Below are 18,368 nucleotides of genomic sequence, written 5' to 3'. Positions count from 1 at the left end.
TCTTCTGGGCTGACGGGTTCGGCTCAGAGGAGGCCGACGATTGCGGTGTATGACGGATGCCGGCCGGCCTGGGGCTCGGCTGCTTCGGGGTGTTCCGGGACGGCCGCGGCGGCCGGCTGTGGCGGTGCGGCGGCCAGCAGCCCGGCGGTGGTCAGCGCCGAGAGGGCGGCGCCTGTGAGCAGGGTGCGACGGGACGGGGCGGGTGGCTGGGCAGCCTCCATGACGGCTCCTCGCGAACTCGGGAACGGCGGGAATCTCGGGAGTGGGATGAGGCGGGCGGGTCAGCGGACGGCGCCCGCGGTCATGCCCGCGATGACCTGCCTCTGGAAGGCCGCGTAGATCGCCAGCTGCGGCAGCAGGACGAGGGTGGCGGACGCCATCATGGCGCCGTAGTTGACGCTGTAGACGCCCTGGAACTGGGAGACCCCGAGAGACACGGTGGTCATGTTCGGGTCGTTGATGAGGGTGACCGCGAAGGGGAACTCGTTCCAGACGTAGATGACGTTGAGGATCGCGAGGGTGGCGATCACCGGCCGCATGAGCGGGAAGACGACCTTCCAGGCCATGCGCCACAACCCGACACCGTCCATCACCGCGGCCTGTTCGATCTCTTCGGGGAAGTCCCGCAGGAAGCCGGTCAGCAGCAGGATGTTGAAGGGGATCGATACGGCGATGTACGGCAGGATCAGAGCGAAGTAGGTGCCGAACAGGCCGAAGGTGATGTCCAGTCGGTACACCGGGAACAGCAGGATGTAGACCGGGATGGCGAGACCGGCCAGGAAGTAGAAGCGCAGGGTGTTCTGCGTACGGCGCCTGCCGCTTCGGAAGGCCATGCGGGTGAGCGCGAACGCGGCCATGTAGGAGATGACCAGCCCGACGGTGACCGAGACGACGGCCAGGATCAGGGTGTTCTTGTACATCACCAGCAGGTTGAGGGTTTCCAGCGCCTGCGAGTAGTTGGCCGTGGTGAGGTCCGACAGCGAGAACGGGTGGTTGAGGATGTTGTCGTTGGTCTGGAACGACAGCAGCACGATCCACAGCAGCGGGAACAGGATCACGAAGGTGATCAGGTAGGCGGCCGCGGAGACGATGATCCGGCCGCGGCGGCGTGGCCCCTGCGGGGCGTCCTCCCTGGGCGGGGCGGCGGCCGTCTGCGGGCGGACGTCGGTGTGGGTGCTCAACTGGCTTCTCCCTTACGGCGGTTGCCGAGGAACGTGGCCGCGGAGGCGAGCGAGCCGACCACGAACACCACCACAGCCAGGGCCATGCCGTAGCCGTACTGCTGGGTGGTGAAGGTGATGTGGTACATGTAGCTGACCATGACCTCGGAGAGGTGGACCGGACCGCCGCCGGTGAGCGCGTAGACGAGCTCGAAGACCTTGAAGACGCCGGTGACGACGAGGGCCGTGACGATGCCGAACGTCTCGCGCATCATGGGGATCTGGATGTGCCGCAGCTGCTGCCAGCGGCTCGCCCCGTCGAGGCTGCTGGCCTCCATCACGTCGCGCGGCAGCATGCGCAGGCCGGCGTAGAAGATGGTCAGCACGAAGCCGATCTGCTGCCAGAGGTAGACGAGGCCGATCGAGTACGGGCTGAGGGTGGAGCCGCCGATCCACTGCGGGTGCGCGGGTACGCCGATCGCCAGTAGGAAGGCGTTCACCAGGCCGATCTTCGGGTCCAGGATGAAGATGAAGATCAGTCCGACGAGGATCGGCGCGATGATGGCCGGAGCGAAGACGAGCGCGCGCAGCGCCCCGCTGCCCCGCACTCGGCCGCTGAGGAGGATCGCGAGCAGGAAGCCGAGCGGGATCAGCAGGAACAGGGCGATGCCGAGGATGATCCCGGTGTTGCGCATCGAGGTCCAGAAGGCGTCGTCCTGGGCCATCTGCTGGTAGTTGTCGAGGCCGGCGAAGCCGTTCGCGGAGACGCCGTCGAAGTTGGTGAAGCTGTAGTAGAGCGAGTACAGGATCGGGTAGATCATGTACAGGCTGTAGATGATGAGGGCCGGCGCGACCATGAGTGCGAAGTGCCGCCGTGTGGTGAGCCAGTTCATGGGATGACCGCCGACACCTACTTGATGGTCTTCTGGACGTTCTTCACGGCCTCTTCGGGGCTGAGGCTGCCGCCCATCACGCCGTACAAGCTGTCGTACATGGCGCTCGCGGTGGCCGCGGAGACCACCAGGTCGGGCTGGGCCTTGGGGCTCTTCCAGCCGGGCTTGGAGGCTTCGGCCAGGACAGCGGCGAAGACCGAGTTCTTGGTGGCGTCGACGTCCGGCTTGTACGTCGTCACCGGTGGCTGGGCGTTGTCGACGAGGATCTTCTGGCCCGCGTCGCTGTAGTAGAACTGGATGAACGCCTTCACCGCCGCGTACTTCTTCTTGTCCTGCTTGACCTTGGCGCTGACGACGAACGGCGCCGAGGGGACGTTCATGACGAGCTTCTGCTCGCCGACGCCGTCGGAGAAGGTGGGGCCGGCCCAGAAGCCGGTGTCCTTGCCCACCGCGGTCTTCTGGATCTTCGCCGCCTCCCAGACGCCCGCGTCGAGGAAGGCCGCCTTGCCGTCCGTGTAGGAGGCGACGGCCTGGGCGTAGGTCTGGGTGTTCATGTTGGAGGGGAATGCGCCGGCCTTGGCGAGCTTCTCCACGTGCTGGTACAGGCGGAGGAAGTCCGCGTTGTCGTAACTCGCCTTGCCGGACAGGATGTCCTGGTACTTCGACTCGTAGCCGAAGCGGTCGAGCATGGTCAGGAACGCCCAGACGCTGAACGAGGAGTTGTTCGCGCCCTGCGCGATCGGTGCCACCCCGGCGGCCTTGAGCTTCTTCACCGCGGCGATCAGATCGTCGAAGGTCTCCGGGACGGCGATCTTGTGCTCGTCCAGGATGGCCTTGTTGTAGTAGAAGCCGGTGACGAGCGCCTGGTACGGGAGGCCGTACTGGACATCGCCCTGCTTGAACCCGGCGAGCATGCTCGGGGCGAACTTCGACTTGAGGCCGTTCTCGGCGAGGATCGGGTTGAGGTCCAGCAGGTTGCCGTTCTTGACCATGGTCTTCGCCAGGGAGTCGTAGACCCAGAAGATCTCCGGCAGGGTGCCGCTCTGCGCGGCGATGGTCATCCGCTGCTCGTGCTGGTCGACCGGCTGGCCCTCCAGCTTGATCTTCATGTCGGGGTGCTTCTTGTTGAACTCCTGCACCAGCTGCCAGGTCGCCGGGTCCTGGGTCTTGCTGTCCGGGTTCTGCATGGACAGGGATATCAGGCCGTCCGAGGACGAACCGTCCGCCGTGTTCACCGCGGAACCGCAGGCCGTGGCGGTGGCCAGCAGGGTGCTCGCGGTCGCGGCGATCAGGAGACGGCGCGAGATGCCGGAGCGCTGTCTCGACGACGAGGGCGATGAGGGCGCGGGCTGAGGGGAGGTCGCCATGGTGCTGCTGCCTTCCGGGAACTGGGTGTTGGCAAGACCGGCGGGGGAGTGACGGACGCTCGGGCGCCGTGATCGGTCCTGGGCCGCCGGGTGCCGGGTGGATGTCCGGTGCGCTCGGGCTGCGGCGTGGGGGACGGCCCTGTTCGGCCGTGACGCAAACGTTTCGATGAAAGGTGCCCTCGAACGGCTTGTGGTGTCAATACCGTATGTCCGAGAAGTTTCCAAAGAGTGGCCGATCGCTGCCGCTCACAGGCATTGACGCACGTCGACAGAGCGTGCAATGGTCGGCGCAATCGTTTCGATGAACCTTCGGAGCGTGAGGGCGACTCAGCGTCCGTCCGACTGGCCCACGGGCCACGCGGACCGACACGGTATCCCTGGAACACACCGGCCCGGAATGCCTGATTCCGGCGCTGATCACACGAGGAGGCGGCGAAGCAGCAGTGGCCACGATCTCCGACGTTGCACGGATGGCCGGAGTGTCCACGTCCACCGTGTCGCACGTCATCAACGGCACCCGGCCGGTTCGCGACGAGACCCGCACTCGGGTCGAGGAGGCGGTCAGGAGTACGGGTTACCGGCGCGACGGCCTGGCCCGGGCGATGCGCCGCTCGCGGACCGACTCCATCGGACTGATCCTCACGGACGTGTCCGAGCCGGCCTTCGCGGCGATGGCCCGCGGGGTCGAGCGGGAGGCCATGGACGCCGGCCTGACCGTGCTGCTGGCCAACTCCGGCGAGGACCCGGAACTGGAGGCCAGGGCGCTGGAGGTGCTCGCCGAACGGCGGGTCGACGGCCTGCTCATCGCTCCGGTCGCCCGGTCCCACCGCGAGGCCATCGCCGCGGTCATCGACCAGGGCACCCCGGTCGTCCTGATCGACCGCCTCGGCGGCGTCCGGGCGGACCAGGTGGGCGTGGAGAACACCGCGCCCGTGCGGGAGCTGGTGCACCACCTGGTGGAACACGGCCACCGGCGGATCGCGCTGGCCGCGGGCGACATCGATGTGCCCACCCTCGCGGAGCGGCGGCGTGGCTACCTCGAAGCACTCGGGGAGGCGGGCATCGCCGTCGACGACGCGCTCGTCGTCACCGGCAGCGGCCGCGCGGACGACACCCGCGAGCGGATGGTGGGCGTGCTGCGGCAGTCCGAGCCACCGTCGGCGGTGGTCGCCGCCAGCACCGAGACCGCGGCGGGGGTGCTGGAGGCGGCGAAGGGTCTGGGCTTGACGACCCCGGACGACTTCGCCTTCGCGACCTTCGACGGCTTCCCGCACTCGGATCTGTTCCGGCCGGGCATCACCACCGTCACCCAGCCCGCCCACGAGATCGGTGCCACCGCGATGGAGCTGCTGCTCAGTCGCATCGACGGCAGCCTCACGTCCCGTCCGCGCACCGTCCGCCTGGAGCCCGAGATCACCTACCGGGAGTCCTGCGGCTGCCCGGCCTGAGCCACACGACAAAAGGGGGCGGCGGGAGAGGTCGAGTCTCCCGCCGCCCGAGTTCAGCGACGCACCAACATGCACGAACACTGAAGGGTCAGTCTCCCATGTCCACATCTGCTCTCGAACACCTCACGCGCCCGACGACGGCCCGCACCGCACGCGTCTCCAGCTGGGACCAGCGGGGCCGCAACCAGGACTACTGGACCACCCCGGCCCACTCGTCCCGGGTGCTGGCCGACCTCGAGGGTCCGGGCCGGATCACGCACATCTGGATGACCCAGTTCTGCCGCAAGACCCTCGGCCCCGGCCTGATCGACCCGCTGGAGGCCGACACCGTGGCCCCCGTGATGGAGATCCACAACGCCCTCGGCGTCAACTGGGAGGAGCCGGACCCCGACTACTACCGCAAGGTCCTCATCCGGATCACCTGGGACGACGAGGAGGAGCCGGCCGTCCTGGTCCCGCTCGGCGACTTCTTCGGCATCGGCCACTGCATGCCCAACAGCTACCAGTCGGCCCTGTTCACGGTCTCCGCCAAGCCCGAGGAGTCCCTGATCTTCGGCGGCAGCGCGGCCCTCAACAGCTGGGCGCCGATGCCGTTCAACAAGCGCGCTCGCATCGAGCTGGTCAACGAGAACGACCTGCCCATCCAGCAGTACTTCTACATCGACTACGAGCTGTTCCCGGACCCGCTGCCGGACGACACCCTGTACTTTCACGCCCGCTGGAACCGCAGCAACCCCTGCAACGGCTGGGCGCCGGACATCCAGACCAACAGCCCCGAGGTCAACATCGTCGACCTCACCGGCGAGGACAACTACGTCATTCTCAACACCGAGGGCAAGGGCCACTACGTCGGCTGCAACCTCTCCGTCCACCACAGGCAGGGCAGCTGGTGGGGCGAGGGCAACGACATGATCTGGATCGACGACGACTTCCTGCCCGACGGCTCCACCAGCTGGCCGCCGTCCCTGCACGGCACAGGTACCGAGGACTACTTCAACCACGCCTGGGGCATGCAGAAGAACGCCTACCTCTACCACGGCGCGATCCTCCACGAGGCCGACGTGCCCGGCTACTCGGTCAACTACCGCTTCCACGTGGCCGATCCGATCCGCTTCGAGGAACGCATCAAGGTCTCCATCGAGCACGGCCACGGCAACCACCTCGCCGATGACTGGGCCTCGACCGCGTACTGGTACCAGACCCTGCCCTCGCCGAAGGCGACCATCCTGCCGCTGGAGCAGCGCCTTCCGGTGCGCCCGGCCGGGCAGCCGATGCCGACAGCCGCCCCGCGTTCCGGCGCGGTCGCCGAGGAGATCGCGGTGATGCGCGAGCGCTACGCGGCCCGCTTCGAGCGCCACATGAACAACCTCGCCGAGCGCACCCGGCAGCGTGGCGAGCGCTCGCTCCAGGAGTCCGAGGCGAACATCAAGCAGGCCGCGGCCGTGCGCCGCCGCTACGACGAGCGCGCCCATGGCTGAGACCCAGGCCATCGCCGTATCGCTGGACACGCACTTCCCGGCGGTCCACCTCCGCCCGCCGCGGCACTGGATCAACGACCCCAACGGCCTGGTCTTCCACGACGGCCACTACCACGTGTTCTTCCAGTACAACCCGCACAGCGCCCGCCATGCCGACATGCACTGGGGCCACTTCCGCAGCCGCGACCTGATCCATTGGGAGCTGCTGCCGGTGGCCCTGGCGCCCACCCCCGGCGGAGACGACGAGGGCGGCGTCTGGTCGGGCAACGCGGTCTCGTACGACGGCAGCCTCACCGCCTTCTACTCCGCCCGCCACCCCGACCGCCGGCACCAGCCGGTGACCTCGGCGGTCTCGGACGACGGCGGTACGACCTTCACCAAACGCGGCCGGCTCCTGATCCCGGACGCGCCCGAGGGTACGACGATGTTCCGCGACCCCTATGTGTGGCGAGACGGGGACCGGTGGCGGATGCTGGTCGGCGCCGCGCTCGCCGACGGCCGGGGAGCGGCCGTGGAGTACACCTCGGACGACCTCGACGCATGGTCGTACAGGGGTGTCTTCCTGGCCTGCCCACCCCAGCCGTTGCCCGACGGACGCAACACCGAGGAAGGCTGGGAGTGCGCCCAGTACGCCGCCTTCGCCGACGGCACGGGGGCCGTCCTCGCCAGTGCATGGGACCCCGAGGAGGGGGCCAGCTGCACGGTCTACTGGCCGGGCTGCGAGGAGGACGGCGAGTTCCGAGCTACGGCGGCGCGACTCCTCGACCACGGGCCAGACCTCTACGCCCCCGCCCTGCTGCGGGCTCCCGACGGGCGCTGGCTGATGTGGGCCTGGATCTGGGAAGCGCGGGACGAGGAACGCGTGGGCGCCCCCAGCACGTGGACCGACGAGGTCGGCTGGGCCGGCATGCTGTCGCTGCCCCGCGAACTGGAACCGGGTCCGGACGGTGGGCTGATCCAGCGACCGGCCCGTGAACTGCTCGCCCTGCGCGGCGAACGCCGGATCGCCGCGTCCGGCCAGGCTGGCCCAGAGCAGCCGGTGGACCTCGGCGAGGTGTCCCGGGCGACTGACCTGACGGTGAGCCTGGAACCCGGAGCCCGCCTGCGGCTGCTGACCTCATCGGACGGTTCCGAGTACCTCGACATCGTCCACCAGCTGGTCAGCGGCAGGGTGGTCGTCGACCGCGACCACGCCTCGCTCGACTCCCGGGCCAAGGGCGGCCGCTGGCACCTCCCCCCGGAAGGGCACACCGCGACTCTGCGGATCCTGCTGGACCACTCGGTGGCGGAGATCTTCACCGGGTCGGGCCGCACGCTGACCTTGCGTCTGTATCCCATCGGCGACGGTCCCTGGCGGCTGCAGATGAGCAGTGCGGGCGCCGCGTCGGCCGCGTATGCGGTCGCGGCATGGGATCTGACCGCAACGGACCGGCCTGAGGCCTGACCCGGGTCCCTTGGCACGGCCGCAGGCCCTGTTCGGCCGTGCCAAGGGCGGGGCGACCGGCCTCCGGCGCCGTCCACTGGGCGAGGTCGTCTCCAGTGGACGATCCGCGGACAACCAGTACTCACCGCACGTGCCACGCGGCCTTGCGGCAGCTCGTGCGCTTCCCCAGAGAGACAGAACCCACCATGCCCACACTCGAATCTCCCGGCACGGTCACCGTCATCGGCGAGTGCGTCGCCGACGCCTTCACCGACCCCACCCGATCCGGTGCGGACGAGCTCGCCCTGCGGGTCCTGCCCGGCGGCGGCCCCGCAAACACCGCCGTCGCCCTCGCCCGGCTCGGCACTCCCACCCGCTTCCGCGCCCGCATCTCCCAGGACGCTTTTGGCGCCCTCTTCCGCAGCCGTCTCACCGACTCAGGCGTCGACCTGACCGGCAGCGTGACCACCTCTGAGCCCAGCACCCTCGCCATCGCCACCCTCGACGACACGGGCCAGGCCACCTACAGCTTCTACGCCGACAACGCCGCAGACTGGCAGTGGACCTACGGCGAACTCGCCGCCGGCGTGTACGACGACACCGTCTGCCTGCACACGGGCTCCTTGGCGCTGATACGCGACCCCGGCGGCAGCCGCGTCGAGGACCACCTCGCCCAGGTGCGCGAGCGGGTCACCGTGTCCGTCGACCCGAACGTCCGCCCCCTGCTCGTATCGCCCACCGCCTATCGCGAACGTATCCCCCGCTGGTGCGCCCTCGCAGACATCCTGCGCCTCAGCGAGGACGACCTCGCTGTGCTCCTCCCCGGCACGGGCCCCGAAGAGGCGTGCGATACCTGGCACGCGGCCGGTGCGCGGCTCGTGGTCATCACCCTCGGCGAACGCGGCGCCCTGGCCTCCCTCGACGGCCGCCGCATTACGGTGCCCGCCCCGCCCGTCGACGTCGCCGACACCGTCGGCGCGGGCGACTCCTTCACCGCCGGCCTGCTCCACCGCCTCGCCGCCCTCGGACACCTCGGTGGACGACTCGACGGGCTGAACCTCACGGACCTCACCGACGCCTGCACCTTCGCCGCCCGCGTCGCCGCCCTGACCTGCTCAGTCCCCGGCGCGAACCCGCCCCGCGCGGGCGAGGCGGCGCTGGAGGCAGACACCGGCCTTGTGCTCAATCCCTGGTCGTGACCGAGCGGTAGCGCAGGTTCACCGCGGCGAACGGTTCGTCACCGCCGAGCAGTTGGAGCCGGACGGGCCGCCCCCAGGATTGTCGAAGAGGCGGATGCCGTCGCCGAGCAGGACCGGCACCATGTGGAGGTCGATTTCGTCGATCAGTCCACGCTTGAGCAGCTGTCCGCCGATGGTGGGCGAGAAAACCTGAGGGCATGGTCGATCCTCTCGTCCGACGTCCTTGCCCTCGTTCGATCCGGCCCACGCAGCCAACTCATCGCCACGGGGCGGTAGGCGTCTGGGCGTCAGGTGGCTTTGCCGGTGAAACCGGCCAGCAGCGCGGTGATGACCCGGTCCGTGGAGGCGGCCATGTCGACGGAGTCCGGGGCGAGCAGCCACTGGATCTGGAGGCCGTCCATGACGGCGATGATCGCGGTGGCTGCCTCTTCGAGGTCGAGGCCGGGCCGGGTCTCGCCGAGTTCGGACGCTTCGGCGAGGGCTTCGGTGACGAAGGCGCGCAGGCCGGCGTAACGCTCACGGAAGTAGTCCTGGGCGGGGTGGCCTTCGGTGACGCTTTCCGCCGATAGGACCGCGTACAGCCGGACGATGCCTTCGCGTTCGGTGTTGCGGCGGGCTGTGTCGACCAGGTGGCGCAGGAAGGCCAGGCCCCGGGGGCGCTCGGGGCCGAGCTGCTCGATGTCGCTTGCGTCGCGCAGGTCCAGGACGCTGGTGAGCAGCTGGGCCTTGGAGCGGAAGTAGTGCAGGACGCCGGCCTGGGTGATGCCGGCCCGGTCGGCGATCTCCTGCAAGGAGGCGTTGTTGTAGCCGCGCGCGGCGAAGGTGTCCATGGCGATCTGCAGGATTTCCTGCCGTCGCTGCTGGGCCTTGAGGCTCTTCCCGGCGCGGGGCTGCCGCTCCCCGTTCGGCCTGCTCTCGCTCATCGTGCGGAGTCTACGGGGCTGTCGATCAGTGGTCACCTTCCGATCAAACCTGAAGAGGAACTTACGCACAAGGACTTACTAAGTACTTAGTAAGTGTGCTTTTCTGCTCTCCGTTCCACCCGCTTCGTGCCGCACCGCGGCCTGGAAGGACGAGCATGAGCCGCCCTGCCCTCCCCGATGACACCGAACTCCGTGACCGCATCCGCGCCCTGGACCTTGACTCCAAGATCCGCCTGCTCACCGGCATGGACCTGTGGAGACTCCCGGCCGAGCCCCGGCTCGGTCTGTCCGCGGTGACGATGTCCGACGGCCCGCAGGGTGTACGGGGTACCGGTGACGATCCCGACGAGACCGGCCTGCTGGCCCCCGCGCCGAGCGCGCTCGCCGCGGCCTGGGACACCGGCCTCGCCGAGCGGCTGGGGGAGCTGTTCGCCGTAGAGGCCCGCCGCAAGGGCGTCGGCGTGGTGCTGGCCCCGGTGGTCAACCTCCAGCGCACTCCGGTAGCCGGGCGGCACTTCGAGTACTTCTCCGAGGACCCGCTGCTCACCGGCACCCTGGCCGCCGCCGTCGTACGCGGCCTGCAGAGCCGCGGCGTGGGCGCCTGTCTGAAGCACTTCGTCGCCAACGACTCCGAGACCGACCGCACCCGGTACCGCGCCCGGCTAGACGAGCGCACGCTGCGGGAGGTCTACCTGGCCCCCTTCGAGCAGGTCATCGCCGAGGCCGAGCCGTGGAGCGTGATGGCCGCGTACTCGGGCGTGGACGATGGGACCGAGTCGGCGCCGATGACCGAGAACGCGCGGTTGCTGCGTGAGCTGCTGAAGAAGGAGTGGGGTTACACCGGGCCCGTGGTCAGCGACTGGGCCGCGAACCGCTCCACCGTGGCCTCGGCGGTCGGCGGTCTGGATCTGGTGATGCCCGGGCCCGACGGCCCCTGGGGTGACGCCCTCGCGGCGGCCGTGCGAGCCGGCGAGGTGGACGAGGAACTCGTCGACGACAAGGTGCTACGGCTGCTGCGCCTGGCCCGGCACGTGGGCGCCCTCGACCAGCCGGGGCCGGCCCCCGTCCCGGCGGAGCCCGCACCGGAGGAGTTCCTACTGCTGCGCGAGGTCGCCGCCCGCGGCACCGTGCTGCTCCGCAACCAGGAAGACCTGCTCCCGCTGGCGCCGAACGGCCTCCGCAGCGTCGCGCTGATCGGCCCGAACGCCATGGCGCCCTACCTCCAGGGCGGCGGCAGCGCCTACGTGCCGGTGGTACGCACCGTGTCGTACGAGGAAGGACTGCGCGCCGCACTCCCCGACGACGTGCGACTGACCGTGCACCGGGGCGGCGATGCCCGCCTGCGCCTGCCGTACGCCTCCGCCGAACTGCTCACCGACCCCGACACCGGTGCGACCGGCATACGCGCCGACCATCTGGACGCCGACGGCAAGCGGATCGGCGGCGAGGTCGACGCGACCGGCGACTGGACCATGTACGACGCCTTCCGCCCCGAGACTTCCCGGGTCCTGCTGCGCACCCGGTTGACCCTCACCGAACCGGGCACGCACCGCTTGGAGTTCGGCTGCGCGGGGCGCTTCAGCGTCAGCGTCGACGGCGAGCAGGTCCTGGCCGGGGATGACGACCGGGGTGTGGAGCTGGTGCTCGAGTCCAGCCACAGCCATCCGCCCCAGCGGGGGATCGACATCGAGGCGGGGCCGGAAGGGCGCACACTCGCCCTCGCCCTGGAGCTGACCGTCGTCGACGGCGGCGGCTACGGCCGCTTCGTCACCGCCCAGATCCGGCACGCACCGCCCGGCCCCACCCCGTACGAGGAGATCGCCGAAGCCGCCTCCGCGGCCCAGGCCGCCGACGTGGCCGTCGTCGTGGTGGGCACCAACGAGGAAGTGGAGTCCGAGGGCTGGGACCGCACCGGCCTCGACCTGCCCGGCCACCAGAACGACTTGGTCCGCAAGGTGATCGCCGCCAACCCGCGCACCATCGTGGTCGTCAACGCCGGCGCACCGGTGCTGCTGCCCTGGGCCGACGAAGCCCCCGCCCTGTTGTGGGCGTGGCTGCCGGGCCAGGAGGCGGGGCACGCACTCGCCGACGTGCTCCTCGGCCAGGCCGAACCGTCGGGCCGCCTGCCCTGGACGCTACCCGCCCGCGCCGAGGACGTCCCCGTCCCCGACGCCCGCCCCCACGACGGCATCGTGGACTACACCGAGGGCGTCCACGTCGGCCACCGGGGCTGGGACCGCGCCGGACTCGTTCCGGCCTTCCCCTTCGGCCACGGCCTGGGCTGGACCCGATGGACCTACGAGTCCGTCACCCTCACCCCGACTCCCGTCTCCGCCGCCTCCCTGACCAGCCCCGCAGGCGGAGACGGGCTCAACCTGACCGTGGCACTGACCAACACCGGCCCCCGGGCCGGCCGCGAGGTCGTCCAGGTCTACCTGGAGCCGCCGCAGGACGGCCCCGACCGGCCGGTGCGCCTGCTCGCCGGCTTCGCCACCGTCCACGCGGCACCCGGCGCCCGCGTCACCGCCGACGTGCGCGTACCCGCCCGCGCCTTCCAGATCTGGGACGTCGAGGCGAGCGCGTGGCGTACTCCGCCCGGCCGCTACCGCCTGCACGTCGGACGCTCCAGCCGTGATCCGCATCTCACCGCCGAGGTGACCGTCGACGACGGGCGCTTGCACCCCGTGGTCTGAGCCAACCCGGCTCGCCCATCCCTTTGCCCCGCCCCTGCCTCACCCTCATCTGCACGACCGCAAGGAGCCGCAACCATGAGCATCCTCCGTCCCACGGCCAGAACCGTCCAGATCGCCTGCGCCACTGTCGCCGCGGCCCTGTTGGCCACCGGCTGCGGCCGCAGCGCCGACTCCGCCACCGACAACGCCCCGGCGAAGATCGGCAGCGGCAAGGCCAAGGGCAAGCTGGTCATGTGGTCCATGGGCGACAAGGCCGACAAGGACCTGCAGAGCCTGGCGCAGAAGTTCGAGCAGCAGAACCCGGACGTGACGGTGCAGATCACCGCGGTGCCGTGGGACGCCGCGCACGAGAAGCTGACCACCGCGATCGCCGGCGGCAACACCCCTGACCTGTCCCTGATCGGCTCGACCTGGATGGCCGAGATGGCCGCCATGAAGGGGTTCCAGGCCACCCCGGCCTCGTTCAGGTCGTCAGCGTTCTTCCCCGGCCAGTGGGACACCACGAAGTACAAGGACACCTCATACGGCGTGCCGTTCATCGCCGACACCTCGGTGATCTATTACCGCAGCGACATCACCAGCAAGGCCGGCATCAACGGCACCCCGGCGGATGACTGGGCCGGCTACCTGAAGGACCTCAAGGCCATCCAGGCCACCTCCGGCAAGCAGAATCCCAAGCTGCGCCACGCCACCCAGCTGCAGACCGGCTTCAACTCCTGGCTGTTCTGGCTGCCGATGGTGTGGCAGCAGGGCGGCGACATCTACGACGCCTCCGCCAAGAAGTTCACCTTCGACTCGCCCGCCGTCACCAAGGCGCTCGAGTACTACAGCGGGATCTTCAAGGACAAGCTGTCGCCGAACGACAAGACCGACTCCGGCCAGAACTTCCAGAACGGCCTGATCGGCACCGTCCAGCAGGGCGCCAGCACCGGCGGAAACCTGCACCTGAACGCCCCCGCGTTGGACAGCAAGTGGCAGACGATGCCGCTGCCCAAGGGCACGACGTCGGCCGGCCTGGCCGGCGGCAGCGACCTGGCCGTCTTCAAGGACGCCAAGAACGCCGACGCGGCCTGGAAGTTCGTCAAGTTCCTCACCGAACCGAAGAACCTGGCCACCTACGGCGAGGCCACCGGCAACCTGCCCGCCGCCGTCCAGTCCTGGTCGGAGGGCAAGCTGAGCCAGAACACCAAGATGGCGGCCTTCGAGTCCCAGCTGAAGGTCACCAAGGCCCCGCCGGCCATCACCACCTGGCAGCAGGTCGCCGACGCCATCGACTCCGAGCTGGAGAAACTCGCCTACGGCAAGGCCAGCGTCGCCGACGTGCAGAAGACCCTGCAGTCCAAGGCCACCGGCATCGGCACCGGCCGCTGAGCGCCGCCGCCCGCATCCCTCGTCCCCTTCGCCGTATGGACGGATGACAACCATGCCCACGAGCACCATCACCGGGCAGGGCACCCAGGAGCGCGACGCCGCCGGCCCGCAGCCGGCGGCGGCCCGCCGCCGCAGCCCCCTGAGGCGGCGTACCGCACAAGGCCGCCAGGCCCGCGCCGCATGGGTCCTCGCCGCCCCCTTCCTCGCCCTGTTCCTCGCCTTCATGCTGCTGCCGGTCGTCTGGTCGATGCTCATGAGCCTCACCGACACCCGGAGCGCCGACCTGCGCACGCCGCTGAACGTGTCGTTCACCGGCCTCGACAACTACGTCCGGCTCTTCCAGGACCCGCAGTTCTTCACGGCCCTGCGCAACACCGGCGTATTCGTCCTGGTGGCGCTGCCCCTGACACTCGCCGCCGGGCTTGCCGCCGCGGTTGCCCTCGACAGCGGCATCCGGCGCTTCCGCGCCCTGTTCCGGGTCGGCTTCTACCTGCCGGTGATCACCAGCGTCGTGGCCGTCGCCGTGGTCTGGAAGACCCTCCTCGAACCCCGCGCGGGCCTGGTCAACACCGTCCTCGCCTGGTTCGGCATCGACGGCCCGGCCTGGCTGGCCGACACCCGCTTCGCCCTCCCCGTCATGATCGTGATGGCGGTGTGGCGAAACCTCGGCACCGTCATGATCATCATGCTGGCGGGCCTGCAGTCCGTGCCCCAGTCCCTGATGGAAGCGGCCGAACTCGACGGCGCCGGAGCCTGGCAGCGCTTCTGGCGCGTCACCTTCCCGCTCCTGCGTCCCGCCCTGCTGCTCACCGCCGTCACCACCGGCATCGGCTACCTGCAGTTCTTCGACGAACCGTTCGTCATGACCGGCGGCGGCCCGCTGGACTCCACCCTGTCGGCCACCCTGTACGCCTACAAGCAGTTCGGCAACGGCAACTACGGCGTCGCCTCGGCCGCCGGCTACGTCGTCTTCGTCCTGATCATCGCCCTGACCGTGCTGCAGTTCCGCATGCTGCGGGACAAGGACTGATGCCCCATGACCACGATTGATTCCCTTGGCACGCGATCGTCGACGGAGAAGATCCTGCGCCGTCGCCGCATCCGGCAGGAGTGGGGCCGCCCCTGGCTCTACCTACCGCTCAGTGCCCTGCTGCTGCTCATGGTCACGCCGTTCCTGTGGATGCTGTCCGGGGCGTTCAAGTCCGAGGGCGACATCCGCAAGATCCCGCCGGACCTGATCCCCGTCAGGCCCACCGTCGTCAACTACCGCGAGCTGTTCAGCAGCCTCGACTTCGCGAGCATGTTCGCCAACTCGGTGATCGTGGCGCTGGCCGTCACCGCCGGAAACCTGATCTTCTGCTCCATGCTCGGCTACGCCCTGGCCAAGCTGGAGTTCCGTGGCCGGCGCGCGGTGTTCGGTCTGGTCATGGCCACGCTGATGGTGCCGGGCCTGGTCACCTTCGTACCGCTGTACGTGCTCGTCGCCAACATGAAGCTGACCGGTTCCCTGCTCGGTCTGATCCTGCCGTTCCTCGCCACCCCGTTCGGGGTGTTCCTGATGCGGCAGTTCATCTCCACCCTGCCCGACGAACTCATCGACGCCGCCCGCGTCGACGGCTGCCGCGAGCTGGCCATCTTCTGGAAGATCATCCTGCCGCTGACCAGGCCTGCCCTCGCCACGCTGGGGATCATCACCTTCCTCGGCTCGTGGAACAACTTCCTGTGGCCGCTGGTCGTGGCCCAGAACGAGAGCCAGTACACCCTCCCCGTCGGCCTCGCCCTGGCCAGCAGCGGACAGGACTTCACCCGCTTCGGCGTCCTGCTCGCCGGAGCCGTCGTCGTGCTTCTCCCGGTGACCATCGTCTTCCTGCTCTTCCAGCGCCACTTCGTGGCCGGCATCGCCACCACCGGTCTGAAGTGACCGAAGCTCCGGCGCCCTTACCGGGCCCCCACGCGCCGGTTGCGCACCACCCCTGTCATGCACGCGAGCCGCCGTGCAGGACCGTCCTGCCCGCAAGGAGCCGCACCATGCGAACCACCACCCGGCAATGGCGCCGGACCGCCTTGGCGACCACCGTCGCCGCCCTGCTCGCGACCCTCCCGGCGCTCCCGGCCTCCGCCGCCGCCGTGTCCGGCAACGCGCTGGTCTGGCTCACCAACCCGTCCACCGGCACCTACCTGTCCAAGCAGGCGCCGGTGACCTGGAAGACGGGCTCGGCAGCCGCGGGGTCCTCGACCATCACGGTCGACACCACCCGCAAGTACCAGCAGATGACCGGCTTCGGGGCCTCCTTCACCGACTCCTCCGCCTGGCTGGTCGGCACCAAGCTCACCACCAAGCAGCGCAACGCCCTGATGCGCGACCTCTTCAGCCGCAGCGACGGCATCGGCCTGAGCTTCCTGCGCCAGCCCATGGGCGCCACCGACTTCACCGTCAACGGCAACTACTCCTACGACGACATGCCGGCCGGCGAGAGCGACCCCACGCTCGCCAACTTCTCCATCGACCACGACCGTGCGTACACCATCCCCCTGCTCAAGCAGGCCCGAAAGCTCAACCCGCAGCTGACCGTCATGGCCACCCCGTGGAGCCCGCCCGGGTGGATGAAGACCGGCGACACGATGAACGGCGGCCAGATCAAGCCCGCCGCCTACCCGCAACTCGCCGACTACTTCGCCAAGTTCCTCAAGGCGTACAAGGCGGCCGGGATCCCGGTCCGCTACGTCACCCCGCAGAACGAGCCGCTCAACAACACCTCCGCCTACCCGAGCACGAGCCTGACGGCGGACCAGGCCAAGACCTTCATCAACGACTACCTCGCCCCGACCCTGCGCAAGCAGCACCTGAAGACGGGCATCCTGGGCTACGACCACAACTGGGACGTCACCAGCTACCCCGAGTCTTTGTACACCGACGCGGCGAGCGCGAAGAACGTCGCCGGGACCGCCTGGCACTGCTACGCCGGCGACGTCTCGGCCCAGACCGTCGTCCACAACGACTACCCGAACAAGCCCGCCTTCCAGAGCGAGTGCTCCGGCGGCACTTGGGAGGGCACCGGTCAGAGCACCACCTTCGCCGGCACCATGGACAACATCATCAACGGCCCGCGCAACTGGGCCCAGAGCATCATCCGCTGGAACATCGCCCTCGACGGCTCCAGCGGCCCCACCAACAACGGCTGCCAGGGCTGCCGTCCGGTGGTGACGGTCTCCCAGAACGCCGACGGCACCTACTCGTACAAGCCGACGGCCGACTACTGGGGCCTCGCCCAGGCAAGCAAGTTCGTCCAGCCGGGCGCGCGCCGGGTCGCCTCCAACAGCTTCGGCAAGGGCGACCTCGAAGACGTCGCCTTCACCAACCCCGACGGCTCCACCGCGCTGATCGCCTACAACTCCAGCACCGCCGAGCGCACCTTCACCGTCCGCTGGGGCAACCGCACCTTCACCTACACCCTCGCCGCCGGAGCGGCCGCCACCTTCACCTGGACCGGCACCCAGCAGGGCAGCACCGCCCCGTCAGCCATCGGCTCGGTCGACATTCCCTTCCGTAACTCCGACGGCAGCCGGGCACTGATCAGCTACGACAGCAGCCTGCTCGCCCAGCAGCCCCAGGTCCGCGTCGGCGACCAGTGGCTCGGCTACACCCTGCCCACCGGCGCCTCCCTCACCGCCCCTACCGGCGAGACCGCCCTCTCCCGCGACGGCTGGCAGGCGACAGCCTCCGCGAGCAGCTCGGACGACCCGCCGTCCAAGGCGATCGACGGTGACGCGTCCACCCGCTGGAGCTCGGGCCACGGGATGCAGCCCGGAGACTGGTTCCAGCTCGACCTCGGCTCCACAGAGACCTTTGACCAGCTCGTCCTGGACTCCACCGCCTCGTCCGGCGACTTCGCCCGCCAGTACGAGGTGTACACCTCCGACGACGGCACCAACTGGGGCGAGCCCGTCGCCACCGGCCCCGGCAGCACCATGACCCGGATCCTGTTGCCCAAGTCCACCGCCCGCTACATCCGCGTGGTCAACAAGGCCGGCTCCGGCAGTTGGTGGTCCATCCACGACGTCTCCGTCCTCGCTCCGGACGGGAAGGCCACTTCGTCCACGGGCAAGGGCTCCGGCCTCCAGCGCAAGAGCGCGACCCTGCCCGACGGCACCCGACTGCAGGTGGCTTACAACTCCGGCACGAGCGCTGCCGTGTTCGGCATTCCGTGGGGCAGCACGACCTACACCTACCGACTGCCCGCCGGCGCCGCCGCGATCTTCACCACACGATCCGCCTGAATGAGAACCGGACCGCCGTGTAAAGCCTGAGAGCTGTCGGGGCGCCGTGAAGAGGATTGGGGTGCCCGCGCTCGCGGGGGCGGTCGGCATGGTCGTCGGCACGTATGCGGGGGAGTCAGTGGGGGCCGTGACCCT

The 18,368-nt window shown here is 69.4% G+C and carries 15 protein-coding genes; 9 read left to right on the top strand and 6 right to left on the bottom strand.

The window, feature by feature from the left end; all coding sequences use genetic code 11:
* Positions 1 to 23: 23 nt before the first annotated feature.
* From ABZT93_RS37340 to ABZT93_RS37325, 4 genes are read right to left on the bottom strand one after another with little or no spacing between them, the layout of a single operon-like run.
* Positions 24 to 221, bottom strand: coding sequence for a hypothetical protein (locus tag ABZT93_RS37340; protein ID WP_356113052.1), 198 nt, complete (start codon positions 219 to 221; stop codon positions 24 to 26).
* 60 nt (positions 222 to 281) lie between these two features.
* On the bottom strand, positions 282 to 1,181 hold the full coding sequence (locus ABZT93_RS37335) for a carbohydrate ABC transporter permease (RefSeq protein ID WP_356113050.1): 900 nt from the start codon (positions 1,179 to 1,181) through the stop codon (positions 282 to 284).
* Entirely contained in the window at positions 1,178 to 2,053 is an 876-nt protein-coding gene (locus tag ABZT93_RS37330; RefSeq protein ID WP_356113048.1) for a sugar ABC transporter permease, read from the bottom strand. The genes ABZT93_RS37335 and ABZT93_RS37330 overlap by 4 nt, the downstream gene beginning before the upstream one ends.
* Positions 2,054 to 2,070: 17 nt before the next feature.
* Positions 2,071 to 3,420: an extracellular solute-binding protein gene (locus ABZT93_RS37325; protein WP_356113046.1), complete on the bottom strand. Its 1,350-nt coding sequence runs from the start codon at positions 3,418 to 3,420 to the stop codon at positions 2,071 to 2,073.
* Positions 3,421 to 3,863: 443 nt separating this feature from the next.
* Here ABZT93_RS37325 and ABZT93_RS37320 point away from each other — a divergent pair, with 443 nt between their 5' ends.
* The 4 genes from ABZT93_RS37320 (at position 3,864) to ABZT93_RS37305 (ending at position 8,968) form a co-directional block, all read left to right on the top strand.
* Positions 3,864 to 4,868 carry a LacI family DNA-binding transcriptional regulator gene (locus ABZT93_RS37320; RefSeq protein ID WP_356113044.1) on the top strand — a complete coding sequence of 335 codons (1,005 nt, stop codon included), beginning with the start codon at positions 3,864 to 3,866 and terminating at the stop codon, positions 4,866 to 4,868.
* Between the two features lie 98 nt (positions 4,869 to 4,966).
* Complete coding sequence (locus tag ABZT93_RS37315) at positions 4,967 to 6,346, top strand: glycoside hydrolase family 172 protein (RefSeq protein WP_356113042.1); 1,380 nt, start codon at positions 4,967 to 4,969, stop codon at positions 6,344 to 6,346.
* On the top strand, positions 6,339 to 7,790 hold the full coding sequence (locus ABZT93_RS37310; protein ID WP_356113040.1) for a glycoside hydrolase family 32 protein: 1,452 nt from the start codon (positions 6,339 to 6,341) through the stop codon (positions 7,788 to 7,790). Before ABZT93_RS37315 ends, ABZT93_RS37310 begins: the two co-directional genes overlap by 8 nt.
* 185 nt (positions 7,791 to 7,975) lie before the next feature.
* On the top strand, positions 7,976 to 8,968 hold the full coding sequence (locus ABZT93_RS37305) for a carbohydrate kinase (protein WP_356113038.1): 993 nt from the start codon (positions 7,976 to 7,978) through the stop codon (positions 8,966 to 8,968).
* Between the two features lie 18 nt (positions 8,969 to 8,986).
* Here ABZT93_RS37305 and ABZT93_RS37300 read toward each other — a convergent pair whose 3' ends face one another.
* Positions 8,987 to 9,223: a dihydrofolate reductase family protein gene (locus ABZT93_RS37300; RefSeq protein ID WP_356113036.1), complete on the bottom strand. Its 237-nt coding sequence runs from the start codon at positions 9,221 to 9,223 to the stop codon at positions 8,987 to 8,989.
* Positions 9,224 to 9,255: 32 nt separating this feature from the next.
* On the bottom strand, positions 9,256 to 9,891 hold the full coding sequence (locus ABZT93_RS37295) for a TetR family transcriptional regulator (RefSeq protein WP_356113035.1): 636 nt from the start codon (positions 9,889 to 9,891) through the stop codon (positions 9,256 to 9,258).
* A 155-nt stretch (positions 9,892 to 10,046) separates the two neighbouring features.
* On the opposite strand from ABZT93_RS37295, the gene ABZT93_RS37290 reads away from it, so the two are divergent.
* The 5 genes from ABZT93_RS37290 (at position 10,047) to ABZT93_RS37270 (ending at position 18,233) form a co-directional block, all read left to right on the top strand.
* Positions 10,047 to 12,584: a glycoside hydrolase family 3 C-terminal domain-containing protein gene (locus ABZT93_RS37290; protein ID WP_356113033.1), complete on the top strand. Its 2,538-nt coding sequence runs from the start codon at positions 10,047 to 10,049 to the stop codon at positions 12,582 to 12,584.
* A gap of 75 nt (positions 12,585 to 12,659) precedes the next feature.
* Positions 12,660 to 13,955, top strand: coding sequence for an extracellular solute-binding protein (locus tag ABZT93_RS37285; RefSeq protein ID WP_356113031.1), 1,296 nt, complete (start codon positions 12,660 to 12,662; stop codon positions 13,953 to 13,955).
* A gap of 52 nt (positions 13,956 to 14,007) precedes the next feature.
* Positions 14,008 to 14,985, top strand: coding sequence for a sugar ABC transporter permease (locus tag ABZT93_RS37280; RefSeq protein WP_356113029.1), 978 nt, complete (start codon positions 14,008 to 14,010; stop codon positions 14,983 to 14,985).
* A 6-nt stretch (positions 14,986 to 14,991) separates the two neighbouring features.
* A complete protein-coding gene (locus tag ABZT93_RS37275) occupies positions 14,992 to 15,876 on the top strand; it encodes a carbohydrate ABC transporter permease (RefSeq protein ID WP_356113027.1) in 885 nt (294 codons plus the stop codon).
* Positions 15,877 to 15,983: 107 nt separating this feature from the next.
* Positions 15,984 to 18,233 (top strand): discoidin domain-containing protein, encoded by a 2,250-nt coding sequence (locus tag ABZT93_RS37270; RefSeq protein ID WP_356113026.1) that lies wholly within the window; start codon positions 15,984 to 15,986, stop codon positions 18,231 to 18,233.
* Positions 18,234 to 18,368 lie beyond the last annotated feature (135 nt).

Origin of the sequence: Streptomyces sp. NPDC005303, from assembly GCF_040607335.1 — a bacterium.
Classification (GTDB): Bacteria; Actinomycetota; Actinomycetes; order Streptomycetales; family Streptomycetaceae; genus Streptomyces.
Note: the sequence above shows the minus strand (reverse complement) of the source record. Positions and strands in the feature narration are given on the sequence as shown.